Raw genomic sequence first — 17,884 nt, 5'->3', positions numbered from 1 at the left:
CTCACCGCCGCGTGGCCGTTGCCGACGTCGACGTCGACGTCCGTCGGCCGCCGGCGCGGCGGTGCGCCGCCCGCTGGGATGGGGGCATGACTCCTCACCTTCCTGAGACACCCCGTTCCCTTCCTGAGACACCCCTGTCCGGCAGGGCGGCGCTGGTCACCGGCGGCAGCCGCGGGATCGGCGCGGCGACGGCACGGCGACTGGCCCGCGAGGGCGCGGACGTGGCCCTCACCTACGTGCACGGCAAGGAGGCTGCCGAGGACGTCGTGCGGGCCGTCGAGGCGCTGGGGCGCCGCGCGGTGGCCCTGCGCGCGGACGCGGCGGACGCGGCGGAGGCCGCGGGTGCGGTGCCGGCCGCGGTGCGGGCGCTGGGGCGGCTGGACGTCCTGGTGAACAACGCGGGGATCGGTGTGCTCGGCCCCCTGGAGAGCCTGTCCCTCGCCGACATCGACCGGGTCCTCGCGGTGAACGTGCGCGGTGTCTTCCTGACCTCCCGGGCGGCCGCCGCGCACATGACGGCAGGGGGCCGGATCATCACGGTCGGCACCTGCCTGACCCAGCGGGTGCCGGGCCCCGGCGGGACGCTCTACACGATGAGCAAGGCGGCCCTGGTCGGGCTGACCAGGGCGCTGGCACGGGAGCTGGGCGAACGCGGCATCACCGCGAACATCGTCCACCCGGGCCCCACCGACACCGACATGAACCCGGCCGACGGCCCCTACGCCCCCGGCCAGGCCGTCCTCACCGCCCTGGGCCGCTTCGCCGCCCCGGAGGAGATCGCCGCCACGATCGCCCACCTGGCCGGCGCGTCGTACGTCACGGGCGCGGAGTTCCCGGTGGACGGGGGTCACGCGGCGTAGGGCCCGTGGGGCGCCTGCCGGCCGGTCCGCCCGGCGCGTGTGCCGTCGGGGCGGCGGGTCGTCCCTGCGAGGCGGCCGCGCCGGGCCGGTCGCCGGACCCGCGCGGTGTTCACCGGGAACGGGCACGTACGCGGCACCCGCCGGGTACGTGCCCGAGGTCCCGCGCGGGGGGCGCCCCCCGCGCGGTGGCTTATGGGGCCGGGTCAGGCGCCCAGCTCCTGGTGGCGGGTCGTCAGGGCGGCGGCGCCCCGGTCGGTCAGGGTGCCGTGGAGGCGCAGGCGGGAGATGCCGCCGTCGGGATGGATGTCCACGCGCGCGTGGGTGCCGACCACCGGGGCCGGGAGGACGAAGCGGTGGTCGGTGTCGGGCTGGAGGCGGGTGCGGGGCAGGATCTCCTGCCACTCGCCGTCCTCGCCGTCCCGCACCCACACCGAGGCCCACCCCGCGCTGTTGCCCTTGAGGTACGCCGTGTCGATCTCCACGGCGCGGATCCGCGACTGCGCCACCAGCCGGTAGCGGATCCAGTCGTGGCCCCGGTCGCGGCGGCGCCGGGTCTCCCAGCCGTCGTCCATCTTGCCGGAGCGGCCCGGCCGGATGGTGTTGGTGGCCGGTGAGTAGAAGCGGTCGGAGGCGTCCTCGACGCTCCCGCCGTTCTCCAGGGCGACGACGTCGAAGGTGCCCAGGGCCGTCAGCCACTCCGGGTCCGGGACGACCTCGCCGTACACGCGCAGGCGCGCGATGCCGCCGTCGGGGTGCTGGTTGAGGCGCAGGTGGGTGAAGCGCTGTTGGACCGACACGGCGAAGCCGTTGGCCGCGTGCCCGCCGACCGGGGTGCGCGGGACCAGCGTCGTCCACTTCACGTCGTCGCCGAGCAGTTCCTCCGGTGACGGGGAACCCGCCACCGAGGTTCCCTCGACCGACACCGCCTGCGGGTGGTTGCCGCGGAAGTGGGCGGTGTCCACGACGATGCCCCGCACGACACCGGGCGCGCCGAGCCGGATGAGCGCCCAGTCGTGGTCCTCGGCCGCCGGCCAGGGGTGGTCGGCCGAGCTGCCGCGTCGGCGCCGGGTCTCCCAGCCGTCCATGATCTTGCCCTTGTGCCCGAAGTGCTCGGGGTCGAACTCCGCGCGCCCGGGCAGCAGCAGGTTCTCCCGCTGGGCGAAGAACTCGTCGTTGGCGGCGATGACACCGGCGCCGAGCCGGCGGTCGGCGAGGTCGGCGAGGTGGGTGAAGGGGAGGTCGGCGGTGCGGTAGTCCGCGTACGGGTCACCGCCGCCGTAGGGGTTCGCGTCGCCGGTGAAGCGGGGAATCGCCGTCACGGTGATCTGGTCCTGCCTTTCGGGTGTCAGTGGGGGCGGGTGAGCAGGTGGCCCTTCGGTTCGGTGAACTCGCCGTCCGCCACGACGCGCTCGCCGCGCAGCCAGGTGGACTTCACGACGCCGTGCAGTGTCCGGCCCGCGTAGGCGGTCACGCGGTTGCGGTGCTGGAGGGCCGCCGGGTCGACGGTGAAGGTCTCGTCGGGGGCCATGACGGCGAAGTCGGCGTCGTGGCCGGGGGCGATGGCTCCCTTGCGGGCGCCGAGGCCGACCAGCTCCGCGGTGCGCGTCGACATCCAGCGCACGACGTCCTCCAGGCCGTGGCCGCGTCTGCGGGCCTCGGTCCACACGGCGGCCAGGCTCAGCTGGAGGCCGGAGATGCCTCCCCAGGCGGTGGCGAAGTCGTCCGTCTTGAGGTCGGGGGTGGACGGGGAGTGGTCGGTGACGACGCAGTCGATGGTGCCGTCGGCCAGCGCCTGCCAGAGCAGATCCTGGTTGGCGGCCTCGCGGATGGGCGGGCAGCACTTGAACTCGCTTGCGCCGTCCGGGACTTCCTCGGCGGTCAGGGTGAGGTAGTGGGGGCACGTCTCGACCGTGAGGCGCACCCCGTCGGCCCTGGCCCGCGCGATCAGAGGCAGCGCGTCGCTGGAGGACAGGTGCAGCACGTGGACCCGCGCCCCCTGCCGCCTCGCCTGGTCGACGAGGTGGGCGACGGCGGTGTCCTCCGCGCCGCGGGGGCGGGAGGCGAGGAAGTCGGCGTAGCGGGGGCCGCCGTGCCGCGGGGCGGCGTCGAGGTGGTTCGGGTCTTCGGCGTGCACGATCAGCAGCCCGTCGAAGGCGGCGATCTCGGCGAGCGTGCGGGCCAGTTGTTCCTGGTCGAGGTGCGGGAACTCGTCGACGCCGGACGGCGAGAGGAACGCCTTGAAGCCGAAGACGCCGGCCTCGTGCAGCGGGCGCAGGTCCCCCAGGTTGTCCGGCAGGGCGCCGCCCCAGAAGCCGACGTCGACGTGCGCCTTGCCCGCGGCGACCTGCTTCTTCACGCGCAGGTGGTCCACCGTCGTGGTCGGCGGGAGGGAGTTGAGCGGCATGTCGACGAGGGTGGTGATGCCGCCGGCCGCCGCGGCGCGCGTGGCGGTCCAGAAGCCCTCCCACTCGGTGCGGCCCGGGTCGTTGACGTGCACGTGGGTGTCGACCAGGCCGGGCAGCAGGACGTCGTCGCCGAGGTCCTCCAGACGGGCACGCGCGGGAACGGGCGCGTCGTACGGCAGCACGGCCGTGATCGTGCCGTCGGCGACCGCGACCGACGCGGCGCGGGTCCCCTCGGGCGTGATGACGCGCGTCGAGCGCAGCACCAGTTCGGCGTCGGACACCTCGAGCCCTCCTGAACCTCCACGGCCTGCGCCGCCTGGGCGGCCTGGGCGGCGCGACGCGCCCTGCGCGTGCGCGACGTCGGGTCCGTGGCCGCCGCCGACCGAATTCAACGTTCTGTTGAAGGAGTCTTCACTGCCGCTTCCGCTCCGTCAAGGGCGGACTCCCCGCACGGGCCGACCGGCGACCACTGTCTGGACGTTTCCATGAAGCGGAATTAATATTCCGATGCACAGAACGTAGCTCTGCACCAGCGGGCAGTCAACCGGCTGCCGGGTAGGCTGCTGCCCCTCCCGCCAGCCCCGAAAGGAACGCGCCGTGCCGACGTCCAGCGCCAGCACCACCGACTCCGCCCGGTCCGCCGCCAGCGGCGGCGTGCAGTCCCTCGAGCGCGCCTTCGACCTGCTCGAACGGATGGCGGACGCGGGCGGTGAGGTCGGCCTGAGCGAGCTGTCCGCGAGCAGCGGCCTGCCCCTGCCGACCATCCACCGCCTCATGCGCACGCTCGTCGCCTGCGGCTACGTGCGCCAGCAGCCCAACCGGCGCTACGCGCTGGGCCCGCGCCTGATCCGGCTCGGTGAGTCCGCCTCCCGACTGCTGGGCACGTGGGCGCGTCCCCACCTCGCCCGTCTGGTCGAGGAGACCGGCGAGACGGCGAACATGGCACTGCTCGACGGGGACGAGATCGTGTACGTGGCGCAGGTGCCGTCCAAGCACTCGATGCGGATGTTCACCGAGGTCGGGCGGCGCGTCCTGCCGCACTCCACCGGTGTGGGCAAGGCGCTGCTGGCCGGATTCCCGCCGGAGGAGGTGCGGGCGCTGCTCACCCGCACCGGGATGCCCGCGGCGACGGACAGGACGATCACCACCCCGGAGGGCTTCCTCGCGGCACTGGAGGAGGTCCGCCGACAGGGCTACGCGGTCGACGACAACGAGCAGGAGATCGGCGTCCGCTGCCTCGCGGTGCCGGTGCCGGACTCCCCCACGGCGGCGGCGATCTCGATCTCCGGTCCGGCGGGGCGGGTCACCGAGTCGGCGACGGAGAGGATCGTGCCGGTGCTCCAGCAGGTCGCGGCGGAACTCTCCCGGACCCTCACCGCGTCCGGCGGCACCACGGCCGGCTGACCAGGCCACCCCGCGCCCTGCGACGAGCCCTCGCGTCACCGGCCGAGGGCCCAGCCACGGTCGCTCGCCGGCTCGGCGCGGTTCCCCGTGCGCCTCAGCCCTGCGGCGGTCCACCGAAGAGGTCCACCGCGTCCCGCACCTCGCGCAGGCCCCGCGCCAGTGCGCTCACCGAGCCGATCGCCCCGGCGATCAGCAACAGGGAACGGCGCAGCCGCGGAATCTCGGTACTGCCGCCGACGGCCATGGCGTCCAGCGCGGCCAGTTCCTCCTCCGCGGTGCTTCGGTCCGGGAACTCCGCGGGATGAGCGGCGAGCTGCCGGCGCAGCCGGGCCACGGCGGCGCGCAACTCCGTCACCCGCGGGTCCGTGTGACCGTCCGCCACACGCCTTTGCTCCACACTCCGCAACAGTCCTCCCCCAGGCACGTCGTCGTGCACGCCCCCGTCCGGCCCCAGCACCCCGCCGGTCGGTGCGGGCCAGTAAACGCCACTCGGCACCCCGCGCGCCAGTCCGCAGCGTCATCGACTTGCTCCGGAGCGTGAGCTAGTGGCCCGAGGCATCCGTTTTCGGCCGGTCTCCCGGACCTTCGCGCCACCTCGCCCCATCACGCCCGTGCGGTATGCAGGAGCCATGACGACACCTCGGACGACCCCCGACACCCGGGCGATCGCCGGCCTGCTGCTCGCCGCCGGCGGCGGTCGGCGGCTCGGCGGCCGGCCCAAGGCGCTGCTCACCCACCGGGGCCGGCCGCTCGTGGAGCACGCCGTGCGGGTGCTGCGCGCGGGGGGCTGCGCGCGCGTGCACGTGGTGCTCGGGGCACGGGCGGACGAGGTGCGCACCCGAGCCGCGCTGACGGACTGCGTGCTCGTCGACAACCCGGAGTGGGAGCCTGGCATGGGCACGTCCCTGCGGGCCGGACTGGACTCCCTGGCCGGTACGGGCGTGCGGGCCGCACTGGTCTCGCTGGTGGACCAGCCGGGGATCGGCCCGGACGCCGTCGCGCGGGTGCTCGGGGCGTACACCTCCCCCGCGTCGCTCGTGTCGGCGGCCTACGACGGCGTACGCGGGCACCCGGTCCTGTTCGGCGCCGCCCACTGGGCCGGCGTCGCCGCGACGGCGACCGGCGACCGGGGGGCACGCGCCTACCTGGGGGAACACGCGGAACAGATCACCCTCGTGGAGTGCGGGGACGTGGCCGAGGCGTACGACATCGACACCGAGGCGGACCTGCGCCACCTGGAGTGAGCGGCGTGGCACCGAGCGCCACCCTGCCTCGGACCGGAGAATCTCGACATCAACAAACCATTGAACTTCCACTATGAGGAAACTACTATCCACTGCCCAGAAGGGCCCGGGCTCGCTCCGGGCGCTCCCCGCCGTCCCCGGGTCGACTGGCACCCGGTGCCATGCCCGCTGAAGGAAGTGACTGCCGATGTCCGCACCAGCGCCGTCCCCGCTGGCCGTCGTCGACGCCGAGCCCCTGCCCCGGCAGGAGGAGGTCCTCACCGACGCCGCCCTGACCTTCGTGGCCGAGCTGCACCGGCGGTTCACGCCCCGGCGTGACGAGCTCCTCGCCCGCCGCGCGGAACGCCGCGCCGAGATCGCCCGCACTTCCACGCTCGACTTCCTCCCGGACACGGCAGCCGTCCGCGCGGACGACTCCTGGAGGGTCGCCCCGGCTCCCGACGCCCTGAACGACCGCCGCGTCGAGATCACCGGCCCCACCGACCGCAGGATGACCGTCAACGCCCTCAACTCGGGCGCGAAGGTCTGGCTCGCGGATTTCGAGGACGCCTCGGCGCCCACCTGGGAGAACGTGGTCCTCGGCCAGCTCAACCTCATCGACGCCCACACCCGCGCCATCGACTTCACCGATCCGGGATCGGGCAAGACCTACGCCCTGCGCCCGGACGAGGAACTGGCGACGGTCGTCATGCGCCCGCGCGGGTGGCACCTGAACGAGCGCCACCTCACCGACCCGGACGGCACCCCGGTGCCCGGCGCGCTCGTCGACTTCGGCCTGTACTTCTTCCACAACGCCAAGCGGCTGCTCGACCTCGGCAAGGGCCCGTACTTCTACCTCCCCAAGACGGAGTCCCACCTCGAGGCCCGCCTGTGGAACGACGTGTTCGTCCTCGCGCAGGACTACCTGGGCATCCCCCGGGGCACCGTGCGCGCCACCGTCCTCATCGAGACGATCACCGCCGCGTACGAGATGGAGGAGATCCTCTACGAACTGCGCGACCACGCCTCGGGGTTGAACGCCGGACGGTGGGACTACCTGTTCTCCCTCGTGAAGAACTTCCGTGACGCCGGGGCGAGGTTCGTGCTGCCGGACCGCAACGCGGTCACGATGACCGCCCCGTTCATGCGCGCGTACACCGAACTCCTGGTGCGCACCTGCCACAAGCGGGGCGCGCACGCCATCGGCGGCATGGCGGCGTTCATCCCCTCCCGCAAGGACCCCGAGGTCAACAGGGCCGCCTTCGAGAAGGTCCGGGCCGACAAGGACCGCGAGGCGAACGACGGGTTCGACGGCTCCTGGGTCGCCCACCCCGACCTCGTGCCGATCGCCATGGAGTCCTTCGACCGGGTCCTGGGCGACCGGCCGAACCAGAAGGACCGGCTGCGTGAGGACGTCGACGTCAAGGCGGAGGACCTGCTCGCGATCGACTCACTGGATGCCAGGCCGACGTACGCGGGCCTGGTGAACGCCGTCCAGGTGGGCATCCGCTACATCGAGGCGTGGCTGCGCGGGGTCGGCGCGGTCGCGATCTTCAACCTGATGGAGGATGCCGCCACCGCCGAGATCTCCCGCTCGCAGATCTGGCAGTGGATCAACGCGGGAGTCGTGCTCGACAACGGTGAGCGGGTCACCGCCGAGCTGGCCCGCAAGGTCGCCGCCGAGGAACTGGCCGCCGTCCGCGCCGAGATCGGGCAGGAGGCATTCACGGCCGGCAACTGGCAGCAGGCGCACGACCTGCTGCTGAGGGTCGCCCTCGACGAGGACTACGCCGACTTCCTCACCCTGCCGGCCTACGAGCAGCTCAAGGGCTGATCCACCCGTCGTTCAGCGCTCCGAGTGGCCCAGGGTCTTCCCCGGGGCCACTCGGTCGCGCACGGCGCGCTTGACGGCCGTCGGCTCCGGGAAACCCTGTTCGCGCCGGTCCCACACCACCTCGTCGCCGACCCGGACGACAAAGACGCCGCCGGTGCCGGGCCGCAGCGCCAGCTCCGTCAGCTCGGCCTCGAAGGTGGTCAGCAGCTCCTGGGCCAGCCAGGCGGCCCGGGGCAGCCAGCGGCACTGGGTGCAGTACTCGATCTCCACCCGTCGTACGTCCGTCATCCCAGGTGCACCGACCAATCCTGTTCCGCCGCCGGCTTGCCGTGCAGGTCGGGGACCCGCTTGAGCCAGTCCGGCCGGCCCCGCTCGGTCCTCGCCGCGCGCCGGGCGTTCTCCTCGGCGAGCTCATCGGCGCTCGGGAAGTCGGTGGGCAGCCACTCCGAGGACGCCCGCACGCGCTCGTGGAGGTAGGTCACGTACGCCTCGCGCGCCTCGTCGGGCGTGGCGAAGTCCGGTTCGCCGGCCAGCCAGTCGTCGGGCACCTCGGCGGTGACGGAGCGCAGCAGCTCCTCGGTCACCCTCGGCGCCAGGTCCGCGTCGGCGGCGCGGACGTCGGGGCCGTAGTGGCCGAGGGCGTGGTGACGGAAGTCGTACCGCTTGCGCGGGTCGGAGCCGTCCCAGCGGTGGTGGAAGACGAGCGCGGCCCCGTGGTCGATCAGCCACAGGCGTGGCGGCACGGTGCCGAGGGTGGGCCAGATCATCAGGTTGGAGCTGTGTACGGTGCGGTCGACGTTCACGGTGAGCGCGTCGAGCCAGACGATCCGGCCGGCCTCCAGCGGATCGACCTCGAACACCCGGGCGACCTCGGGGGTGAAGTCGCGGGCGCCCGGCAGGTGGTCCATGCCGAGGTTGGTCCCGGCGCTGGAGGCGTGCAGCTCCCGGACCTCCTGGTGGGGCTCGCGGTCGGCGATCGCGGGGTCGAAGCGCACCAGCACCAGCTCGGGGAAGCGCAGGCCCAGCGCGCGGGCCAGTTCGCCGACGATCACCTCGGCGACCAGGGCCTTGCGACCCTGTGCGGAGCCGGTGAACTTCACGACGTAGGTGCCGAGGTCGTCGGCCTCGACGATGCCGGGGACGGAGCCACCGGAGCGCAGAGGTGCGATGTAGCGGGTGGCGGTGACCTCTCTCAGCATGTTCCACGGCCCCGCGGCTCACTGGCCTTGCGTTCCACGGCACATTCCACGGCCGACTCCAAGGCGGTGCGGCGGTGCGGCCCTTGCTCACGGGCTCCGGACATGAGGTGAGCATAGTAACCACGCCACGTGATCGAGGCGTGGGTGCGTTCCCGCGGAGGGAGCAGCATCGGCCGAGGTGGTGGTGTGCGGGCGTCGTCGTGGGGCGGTGCTCCGTGACGGTCGGGTGGTTGTCCGTGCGGGTGCGTCCGTCGGGGCCCGTGGGTGGGAAGGGGTGGTGAAGGGGCGAGCGGGCGGAGGCAGCAGCATGGGCACGGACGGTCGGAGCGCGGAGCGGCTGCACTGTCTGGTCACCGGGGCGTCCGGGTACATCGGCGGGCGCCTGGTGCCGGAGCTGCTGGAGGCCGGACACCGGGTCCGCTGCCTCGCCCGCTCCCCGGACAAGCTGCGCGACCACCCCTGGGCGGCCGACGCCGAGACGGTGCTCGGGGACGTCACGGACGCCGAGTCGGTCGCCGCGGCCCTGCGCGGGATCGACGTGGCGTACTACCTGGTGCACGCCCTCGGCTCCGGGTCCGGGTTCGAGGACACCGACCGCCGCGCCGCCCGCGTCTTCGCCGAGCGGGCGCACGCCGCCGGGGTACGGCGGATCGTGTACCTCGGCGGGCTCACCCCGCGGGGTGTACCCGAGGACTCCCTCTCCCCGCACCTGCGCTCCCGGGCGGAGGTCGGGCGCATCTTCCTCGACGCCCCGGTGCCGGCGACCGTGCTGCGCGCCGCCGTGGTGATCGGCTCCGGCTCGGCCTCGTTCGAGATGCTGCGCTACCTCACCGAGCGGCTTCCGGCCATGGTCACCCCCAGCTGGGTGCACACCCGGACGCAGCCCATCGGAGTCCGTGACGTGCTGCGCTACCTCGTCGGCTCCGCCACCATGCCGGCCGACGTCGACCGGGCGTTCGACATCGGTGGACCGGACGTCCTGACGTACCGCGAGATGATGACCCGTTACGCGGCCGTCGCCGGACTGCCGAGGCGGTTGATCGTGCCGGTGCCGGTGCTCACCCCGAGGCTGTCCAGCCACTGGATCGGTCTGGTCACCCCGGTCCCGGCGTCCCTCGCCCGGCCCCTGACTGAGTCGCTGCGCCACGAGGTCGTCTGCCACGAGCACGACATCGCACGGTACGTGCCCGATCCGCCCGGCATGCCCCTGCCCTTCGACGAGGCACTGGCCCTCGCCCTGCGGCGGGTGCGCGAGGCACAGGTCACCACCCGCTGGTCGTCCGCCGGCGTACCGGGCGCACCCAGCGATCCGCTGCCCACCGACCCGAACTGGGCCGGCGGCAGCCTCTACCGGGACGAGCGGCAGCTGCCGGTCGACGCTCCCCGGGAGGCGCTGTGGAAGGTTGTCGAGGGCATCGGCGGTGACAACGGCTGGTACTCCTTCCCGCTCGCCTGGGCGGTCCGCGGGTGGCTGGACCGGTTCGCCGGCGGGGTCGGGCTGCGCCGTGGCCGGCGCGACGCCGAGCGCCTGCGGGTCGGCGACTCGCTGGACTTCTGGCGGGTCGAGGAGATCGAGCCCGGCCGTCTGCTGCGGCTGCGGGCGGAGATGCGGCTGCCGGGCCTGGCCTGGCTGGAGATGTGCGTCGACACGGACGCCGACGGCCGCACGCGGTACCGGCAGCGCGCCCTGTTCCACCCCCGTGGCCTGCTGGGACACGCCTACTGGTGGTCCGTCTCGCCGTTCCACGCCGTGGTCTTCGGCGGCATGGCCCGCAATATCGCCCGGGCGGCCGCCCGGGGCGCGAGCGCGCCCGGTCGCGCTGCGGGTGCCGGCCCGGCCCGGCACCCGCGCCGCACGCGGGGAGCCCGGCGCTAGCCCGTCCCGTCCCGCGCCACAGCAACCGGGCAGCCGGGTCGCGGGCCGCCGGACCACAGCCGGCACGTCAGCGGGTCACCCCAGCAGCGGTCACCACGGCACACCGCACACCGCACACCGCACGCACACCACCGAAGCACCGCACCACCGCACCACCGCATACACACAGCACCACCGCAACAGCACCACCGCACACAGCACCAGGAGTGACGCCATGACCGTCGCGGTCGTCCTGTTCACCTCGGACCTGCGTCTGCACGACCATCCGCCGCTGCATGCCGCGCTGGCGGCGGCGGACGAGGTGGTGCCGCTGTTCGTCCGCGACCCCGGCGTGCGCGCGGCCGGCTTCGACGCCCCCAACCGTCGGGCTTTCCTCGCCGACTGCCTGGCCGACCTCGACGCCTCGCTGCGACACCGCGGCGGCCGGCTCGTGGTGCGCACGGGACCGGTGGTCCGGGAGGTTCACGCCCTCGCTGCGGAGTGCGGGGCCGCACAGGTGCACATGGCCGCGGGTGTCACCGGTTACGCCCAGCGCCGGGAGGAGCGGCTGCGGAGGGAACTGGCCGGGCTGGGCGTGGCACTGCGGGTGCACGACGCCGTGATCACCGCTGTGGCCCCGGGGGCCGTGGTACCGACGGGCGGCGACCACTACGCCGTCTTCACCCCCTACCTGCGCCGCTGGTCGGCCGAGCCGCTCAGGGAGCCGCTACCGGCGCCGCGTGCGGTGCGCGTCCCCGACGCGGTGCGCGGTGAGCCGCTGCCGTCCCGCGCGGGAACGCCGGGTCTCTCGCCGGGTCTCCCGGCCGGGGGCGAGACGGCGGGGCGCGACCGGTTCTCCCGCTGGGCCCGTGCGGGTCTCGACCACTACGGGGAACGGCACGACGACCTGGCCGGGGACGCTACCTCGCGCCTGTCGCCCCACCTGCACTTCGGCGCGCTCTCCGCCGCGGAACTCGTCCGGCGGGCCCGCGCCCGCGGCGGGCCCGGGGCGGAGGCGTTCGTGCGTCAGCTGTGCTGGCGCGACTTCCACCACCAGGTGCTGGCCGCGCGGCCCGAGGCGTCCGTACGGGACTACCGCACCCGGCACGACCGGTGGCGGACCGAGGACGAGGCCGCCGAGGACGTCGCCGCGTGGCGGGAGGGGCGTACCGGCTATCCGGTCGTCGACGCGGCGATGCGGCAACTGCGTCACGAGGGCTGGGTGCACAACCGGGCCCGCCTGCTCGCGGCGAGTTTCCTGACCAAGACGCTGTACGTCGACTGGCGGATCGGCGCCCGGCACTTCCTGGACCTGCTCGTGGACGGCGACGTGGTCAACAACCAGCTCAACTGGCAGTGGGTGGCCGGGACCGGTACCGACACGCGGCCGCACCGCGTGCTCAACCCGGTGCTCCAGGGCAGGCGCTACGACCCGGACGGCGCCTACGTGCGCCGCTGGGTGCCCGAACTCGCGGACCTGGACGCGCGTACGGTGCACGAGCCCTGGCGGCTCCCGGCGGACCGGCGCGCAGGGCTCGGTTATCCCGCCCCGCTGATCGATCTCGCCGAGGGCCTGGACCGCTTCCGCCGGGCCCGTGGCCGCGCGTGATCAGGCCGTGAGCAGACAGGGATCAGGCAGGGACCGGGGGCGGGCGGTCGGTCGGCGCCCCGTCAGGCCGCCGTGCCGGGTGGCCTACGCGCCCGCCAGCGGGTTGGGCACCGGGCGGTAGCGGGCCTCGGCGCCGTCCGCGGCGGTCCAGCGCAGGAGGAGGTTGGTCTTGCCGGGGAGGGTGGGCGCGGTCAGCAGGGCGCCGGCCTCGGGCAGGTCGTGCCGGGCCAGTTCCCGGCGGGCTGCGGGCCAGGGGTCGAGGCCGGGGTGGCGCTCGGCCAGGGCGGCGGCCACCTCGGCGAGGTGGTTGACGACCAGGCAGTACACGAGCCGCTCCCAGCCCGCCGCCCGGGGCACCCCGGTCATCGGCGCCGCGCCGCCCGCGTCCACCAGGAGCTTCACCCCCTCGGCGTCCCGGAACAGCGCCTGCACGGGCATGCCGTCGGAGTCCACGGCGACCAGGGTGTTCTGAAGGTGCGCCTCCAGAACGACGCCGTGCGCGGCGAACGCCGCGAGCGCCGGGGGGACGACCCGTTCCAGGTACGCCCGCCACCAGGCGGCCGGGTCGGCGGTGGCGGCAAGCGGATCGCCGTCGAAGCCCTCGACCAGCGCGGCGGCGAGGCACGGGGTCGCGCCGGGCAGCAGATGGCCGCGGAAGCCGTCGCGGACGACGACGGCGAGTTGTTCGAACGCGAAGTCGGCGGTGCGGTGGCCGCGGTCGCTCAGCCAGGCGGCCGGGCCGTCGAACGCGGCGAAGGCCGCCCGCACGGCCGTGTCGGTGCCGCGCAGCCTGAGCAGGTCGTGGCGCCACAGCCGGCGGACGTCGTTGGTGATGCGCACGTCCAGGCTGAACTTCAGGAACAGGTCGTCACCGGGTGCGTACAGGGTGCGGATCGCGGCCGTGGGCCACCAGTCGCCCGAGGTGGTGCCGAGCCGGATCAGACGGCCGTCGGCGAAGGCGGGGGCGAGGTCGTGGGCGGCGAGGTCCAGCTGCCAGGGGTGGGCGGGCAGCATCCGGTAGCCGGGCGGGGCGGCGCCCAGGCGGTCCAGGGCCGAGGTGTCGCCCTCGTCCACCACCGCGTCCTCCCGCAGCCCCAGCAGCGTCAGCGGGAAGCGGGCGTGCGCCTCGGGGGCGTACGGCAGCCAGCCGGCCGTGGGGCCGCCGCCGCGCGTCTTGGGGGCGGGATGGTGGGTGTGGCCGGTGAGCAGGGCCTGCTCGGAGCGCAGGTACGGGTCGTCCGGCGGGGCCGTCCGGGCGCGGGCGTCGAGCAGCGCGGCCACCGCGTCCCGGCTGTCGATCATGTCGGCGGGCAGTTCGTGGTTGGACACCCCGGTGTGCCGGCGCAGTTCCTCGGCGACGAGCTTCACCAGCTCGGTGTGGCCGAGCAGGTGCCAGGCCCCGTCCGTGTACACCTCCGGTCCGGCGGGCCGCCGGGTCCCGCGCACCCGCAGCAGCCGGCCGACGCCGGGCAGCCGGTAGGTCCGGTGCCCGGCGGGGTCCGGGAGGGGGCGCGTCGGACGTCCGCCGACGCCCGGAAGGGGGTGGGTTCGATGGTCACCGGGGCCCGGCAGGGGGTGTGCCACCTCGCGCAGGAGGCAGTTCAGCAGCGGTACCGCGGCGTAGGCGTCCGCGCGGGCCGCCGTCTGCCCGCGAAATGCCGCGTCGTCGTCTGCCGGCTGGGGCATGAGGTCCACACGTTCCACTGGTTCCCTACGGTCTGTCCGGGTGGAGACGATCAGTATGTCTGTCGTCGGCCCCCCTTCGTGCCGTCCTGTGTTCGTACCCGAGGAGCCTGCCCGTGCACCGTCCCTCCCTCGCCGAGGCCGAGGTCGCCGACGAGCTGGCGGCCGTACGGCCCCGTCTCGCGCCCCGGTACGCGGCGGCGCTGCCCGGCGCCCGCGCGGCCGTGCTGTCCCGGCTGTGGCGCGGCCTGGCGCACGAGCCGCTGCCCTGGATCGCGGGCCGCGAGCCGGATGGCGACGGGCTCACCCTGCGGCTGGCGGACGGACGGCGCCTGCGCGGCCCGCGGGCGGACCCGTACCGGACGGACGCGTACGTGGAGGTCGTACGACTCGGCGAGGTGGCGTACGACGACCCGGCGCGGCTGATGACGGATCTCGCCGTACCGCACTCCGCGTCCTTCGCGGACGAACTCGCGCACAGCGCGGCCTCCTTGGCGCTGTCGCGGGCGGGACGGCAGGATCACCCGGACGAGTGGCCCGGGACCGACTGGGAGTGGGAGCAGCGGGTGGTCGACGGTCATCCGTTCCACCCCAACTGCCGCTCCCGGCCGGGCTTCTCGGTGGCCGAGCAACTGGCCTACGGACCCGAGCACGGGGCGCGGGTGGAGTTGGCGCTGGTGCCGGTGCCGGCCGCGGAGTGCCTGGTGGCCGGGGACTGGCCGGCGTGGCTGCGGGACGGGGGGCGGGTGCTGGTGCCGGTGCACCCGTGGCAGGTGGCGCACGTGCTCGAGGGCAGCGAGCCGCGCGGCGGGGACGGCGGGCGGGTCACGGCGCATCCGCTGATGGCGCTGCGCACCCTCGCCCTGCCGGACGGGCCGCACGTCAAGACGGCCTTGAGCGCCCGGCTGACGTCCTCGGTGCGGGACATCTCGCTGGGCTCGGTCGCGGCCTCGGCGGTGCTGTCGGACTTCGGGGAGGCGGTGGCCGCGCGCACGGACGGGCTGCTGCGCGTCACCCGCACGCTGGGCGCCGTGGCGGCCGGTTCCCCCGATCTCGCGGCGGTGCTGCGCGAGTCGCCGCGGGAGTACGCGGGGCGGGGCGAGCGGGTGGTCCCGGTGGCGGCGCTGGCGACCACCCCGCTCCCCCGCTCCCCCGTCTGGTCGGCCCGGTTCGCGCGCCTGGCCCTGACCGTCGGGCTGGGGCTGCTGGAGCTGGGGGTGGCGCTGGAGGCGCACGGCCAGAACCTGCTGGTGGTGCTGTCACCGGACGGCGATCCGGTGCGGCTGGTCTACCGCGACCTGGCCGACCTGCGCGTCGGCCCGGCCCGCCTGGCCCGGCACCGCGTCCCCCTGCCCGAGCTGCCCGCCCGCATGGTCACCGACGACGAACGCGTCCTGCGACGCAAGCTGTTCGGCTCGCTGGTGGCGGGTGCGCTGGCGGGCACGACGGGTTCCGGCCCGGCGCTGCGGGCGGCCCTGGAGACCGCCGTACGGGATCTGCCGCGCACCCCGGACCTGGCCGCGCTCGTCGGCGAGCCGCTGCCCGCGAAGGCGCTGACGCTGATGCGGCTGTCACCACGGACGCCCGGGGACCAGTGGGCCGACCTGCCCAATCCGCTGCGGGGCGGAGGCTTTTGAGACGCCGTTTTGGAGGGCGGCACGCCGGATCAATAGGATCCGCCGATGATCAGAAGAAAACGGCCGGTGGCAGGCGTCCTCGCCCTGCTCGCCGCACTGACGGCCGGGCTCGCCTTCCCGGCCGGGGCGGCCGCCGGTGAACCCACGGGCCAGGACGCGCCCCAGGTCGATCTCGTCCTCGACGTCAGCGGGTCGATGCGGGCCAGGGACATCGACGGGCAGTCCCGGATGGCAGCGGCGAAGCAGGCGTTCAACGAGGTGCTGGACGCCACGCCGGAGGAGGTGGAGCTGGGCATCCGTACCCTCGGCGCGAACTACTCCGGCGACGACCGCAAGGAGGGCTGCAAGGACACGGCGCAGCTCTACCCGGTCGGGCCGCTGGACCGTACCGAGGCCAAGACGGCGGTGGCCACGCTCACCCCGACGGGCTGGACGCCGATCGGCCCCGCGCTGCTTAAGGCCGCGGACGACCTGGACGGCGGCACCGGCTCGAAGCGGATCGTGCTGATCAGCGACGGCGAGGACACCTGCGCCCCGCTCGATCCGTGCGAGGTGGCCCGGGAGATCGCCGCCAAGGGCATCGGCCTGACCATCGACACGCTGGGCCTGGTGCCGAACGCCAAGCTGAGCCGGCAGCTGAGCTGCATCGCCGAGGCTACCGGCGGGACGTACACCTCGGTCGAGCACCAGGACGAACTCACAGACCGGGTCAACGAGTTGGTGGACCGGGCGGCCGAACCGGTGGTCACGCCGGTGGCGGCCGAGGGCGCGGACACCTGCGCCGAGGCGCCGACGCTGGCCTCCGGTCTGTACACCGACCGCGCGGAGTTCGGGCAGCAGCGCTGGTACCGCGTGGACGTGCTGCCGGGCCGGGAACTGCGCGCCTCGGTGAGCGTGGCGGCCGACCGGGCCGTGAACCCGGACTACGGCGTGCTGCTGCGGGCGGTGACGGTGCACGGCCGGGAGACCGTGCGCGGCGAGGCGATGGGCAACGGCCGTACGGACGTCGTGTCCACCGGGCTGCGCCATCCGGAGCCCGAGCGGGAGGACGCCGACAGCGACAAGCCGGCGGCCGAGACGCTGTGCCTGGTGGTGACCCACTCCTTCTCGCCGGGTTCCGGGGTGAAGACCACGCCCGGCCTTCCGCTGGAGCTGACCGTGGACGTCGTGGACGGGCCGGACCACGCGAGCGACGTGGCCTCCTTCGGCCTGGGCCGGGGCTGGTGGCTGCTCGGCGCGCTGGTCCTGACCGGTTTCCTCGCCGGCCTCGTCTGGGGCTGGCTGTCACGCTGGCGGATCGCGGTCTGGAGGACCAACTGATGCGTGCCATACGTGTGTCGAGCGCGGCCCTGCTGGCGCTCGGGCTCGCCGCGGCCCCCGCCTCGGCCGACTCCACGCCCTCGGCGAGCGCGTCGCAGGACGCCGGGGCGCCCACCCGCGCCGGTACGTCGTTCCGTACGGCGACCGAGTTCGAGCAGGGGCGGACCGCCACGGCGCGCGCCTCGGCGGGCGACTACCTGTACTGGTCCTTCCCGGCGGACGCCGGGCAGCGTCCCACCGTCGAGGCGACGGTGAAGCTGCCGCCGACGCATGCCGCGCAGACCTGGCGGGTCGACGTGTACGACGGTCTGCGCCGCCGTCAGGCGTGCCAGTGGGGGGCGCAGACCCGCACCGCGGCGGCGGACGCCGCCTCGCTCGAACTGGCCTGTGTGCTGCGCACGGTGCGGGCCTGGGCGGAGCCGTGGGCCAACGACCCACTGCCGGGCACGTACTACGTCCGGCTCACGGCGGTGAACCTCCCGACGGGCGATCTGGGCCAGCCGGTGAGCGCCGAGGTGCGCGCCGGGTCCAAGGACGTCGGCGGGGCGGCCGCGGTGGACGGTGCGCTCGCGGAGCCGCTGGTGCCGGGCATCGCGGCGCGCGGCGGGGCGGAACCGGAGGACGAGGCGGACGGCTCGCCCTCGGCCGTGCTGGCGGAGCTGGAGCCCGAGGACGGCTGGACCTCCGGCTGGTGGTCCGACCGGTGGGTGTGGACCGCGGTCGGCGGCGTGCTGGCCGCACTGGCGGGGATCGGCGGGTACCGGCTGACCCGGGGCGCGGGACGCCCGGCCCGGGTGCCGCCGGGCGCCTGACCGCACCACCCGGACGTCTGCCGGAAGGCTCGCCCCGTGCGGG

General features: G+C 74.5%; 15 protein-coding genes. 9 read left to right on the top strand and 6 right to left on the bottom strand.

The window, feature by feature from the left end; genetic code table 11:
* The first annotated feature begins 86 nt into the window (after positions 1-86).
* Positions 87-860, top strand: coding sequence for an SDR family NAD(P)-dependent oxidoreductase (locus tag ACFYOV_RS09805; protein ID WP_389085073.1), 774 nt, complete (start codon positions 87-89; stop codon positions 858-860).
* 203 nt (positions 861-1,063) lie between these two features.
* Here ACFYOV_RS09805 and alc read toward each other — a convergent pair whose 3' ends face one another.
* On the bottom strand, positions 1,064-2,179 hold the full coding sequence (gene alc, locus ACFYOV_RS09800; RefSeq protein ID WP_389085071.1) for an allantoicase: 1,116 nt from the start codon (positions 2,177-2,179) through the stop codon (positions 1,064-1,066).
* A gap of 26 nt (positions 2,180-2,205) precedes the next feature.
* Positions 2,206-3,546: an allantoinase AllB gene (gene allB / locus ACFYOV_RS09795; protein WP_389085068.1), complete on the bottom strand. Its 1,341-nt coding sequence runs from the start codon at positions 3,544-3,546 to the stop codon at positions 2,206-2,208.
* 316 nt (positions 3,547-3,862) lie between these two features.
* Between allB and ACFYOV_RS09790 the strand changes: the two genes are divergently transcribed.
* Positions 3,863-4,669: an IclR family transcriptional regulator gene (locus ACFYOV_RS09790; protein ID WP_389085066.1), complete on the top strand. Its 807-nt coding sequence runs from the start codon at positions 3,863-3,865 to the stop codon at positions 4,667-4,669.
* A gap of 94 nt (positions 4,670-4,763) precedes the next feature.
* Here the strand turns inward: ACFYOV_RS09790 and ACFYOV_RS09785 are convergent, their stop codons facing one another.
* A complete protein-coding gene (locus ACFYOV_RS09785; RefSeq protein ID WP_389085621.1) occupies positions 4,764-5,078 on the bottom strand; it encodes a DUF5955 family protein in 315 nt (104 codons plus the stop codon).
* Positions 5,079-5,298: 220 nt separating this feature from the next.
* Here ACFYOV_RS09785 and ACFYOV_RS09780 point away from each other — a divergent pair, with 220 nt between their 5' ends.
* Together ACFYOV_RS09780 and aceB are read left to right on the top strand one after the other, a co-directional pair.
* Positions 5,299-5,913: an NTP transferase domain-containing protein gene (locus ACFYOV_RS09780; RefSeq protein ID WP_389085063.1), complete on the top strand. Its 615-nt coding sequence runs from the start codon at positions 5,299-5,301 to the stop codon at positions 5,911-5,913.
* 187 nt (positions 5,914-6,100) lie between these two features.
* Positions 6,101-7,726, top strand: coding sequence for a malate synthase A (gene aceB / locus ACFYOV_RS09775; protein ID WP_389085061.1), 1,626 nt, complete (start codon positions 6,101-6,103; stop codon positions 7,724-7,726).
* A 12-nt stretch (positions 7,727-7,738) separates the two neighbouring features.
* On the opposite strand, the gene ACFYOV_RS09770 is transcribed toward aceB, so the two are convergent.
* Both ACFYOV_RS09770 and ACFYOV_RS09765 read right to left on the bottom strand, forming a co-directional pair.
* Positions 7,739-8,014, bottom strand: coding sequence for a SelT/SelW/SelH family protein (locus ACFYOV_RS09770; RefSeq protein ID WP_389085059.1), 276 nt, complete (start codon positions 8,012-8,014; stop codon positions 7,739-7,741).
* The gene (locus ACFYOV_RS09765; protein ID WP_389085056.1) at positions 8,011-8,925 is read right to left on the bottom strand and encodes a HipA family kinase; all 915 of its coding nucleotides are present in this window, start codon (positions 8,923-8,925) and stop codon (positions 8,011-8,013) included. The genes ACFYOV_RS09770 and ACFYOV_RS09765 overlap by 4 nt, the downstream gene beginning before the upstream one ends.
* Positions 8,926-9,232: 307 nt before the next feature.
* On the opposite strand from ACFYOV_RS09765, the gene ACFYOV_RS09760 reads away from it, so the two are divergent.
* Together ACFYOV_RS09760 and ACFYOV_RS09755 are read left to right on the top strand one after the other, a co-directional pair.
* A complete protein-coding gene (locus ACFYOV_RS09760) occupies positions 9,233-10,801 on the top strand; it encodes an SDR family oxidoreductase (RefSeq protein ID WP_389085054.1) in 1,569 nt (522 codons plus the stop codon).
* 214 nt (positions 10,802-11,015) lie between these two features.
* Complete coding sequence (locus ACFYOV_RS09755; protein ID WP_389085052.1) at positions 11,016-12,389, top strand: cryptochrome/photolyase family protein; 1,374 nt, start codon at positions 11,016-11,018, stop codon at positions 12,387-12,389.
* Between the two features lie 84 nt (positions 12,390-12,473).
* Here ACFYOV_RS09755 and ACFYOV_RS09750 read toward each other — a convergent pair whose 3' ends face one another.
* Entirely contained in the window at positions 12,474-14,075 is a 1,602-nt protein-coding gene (locus tag ACFYOV_RS09750) for an IucA/IucC family protein (protein ID WP_389085049.1), read from the bottom strand.
* Positions 14,076-14,188: 113 nt separating this feature from the next.
* Here ACFYOV_RS09750 and ACFYOV_RS09745 point away from each other — a divergent pair, with 113 nt between their 5' ends.
* From ACFYOV_RS09745 to ACFYOV_RS09735, 3 genes are read left to right on the top strand one after another with little or no spacing between them, the layout of a single operon-like run.
* Positions 14,189-15,709 carry an IucA/IucC family protein gene (locus ACFYOV_RS09745; protein WP_389085047.1) on the top strand — a complete coding sequence of 507 codons (1,521 nt, stop codon included), beginning with the start codon at positions 14,189-14,191 and terminating at the stop codon, positions 15,707-15,709.
* Positions 15,710-15,754: 45 nt separating this feature from the next.
* Positions 15,755-17,029, top strand: coding sequence for a VWA domain-containing protein (locus tag ACFYOV_RS09740; RefSeq protein ID WP_389085044.1), 1,275 nt, complete (start codon positions 15,755-15,757; stop codon positions 17,027-17,029).
* The gene (locus tag ACFYOV_RS09735) at positions 17,029-17,841 is read left to right on the top strand and encodes a hypothetical protein (RefSeq protein WP_389085042.1); all 813 of its coding nucleotides are present in this window, start codon (positions 17,029-17,031) and stop codon (positions 17,839-17,841) included. Before ACFYOV_RS09740 ends, ACFYOV_RS09735 begins: the two co-directional genes overlap by 1 nt.
* Positions 17,842-17,884: the final 43 nt, after the last annotated feature.

The organism is Streptomyces sp. NPDC005931 (assembly GCF_042871235.1).
Lineage (GTDB): Bacteria > Actinomycetota > Actinomycetes > Streptomycetales > Streptomycetaceae > Streptomyces.
The sequence above is the reverse complement of the archived record's forward strand: the minus strand, read 5'-3'. Positions and strand labels throughout refer to the sequence as shown.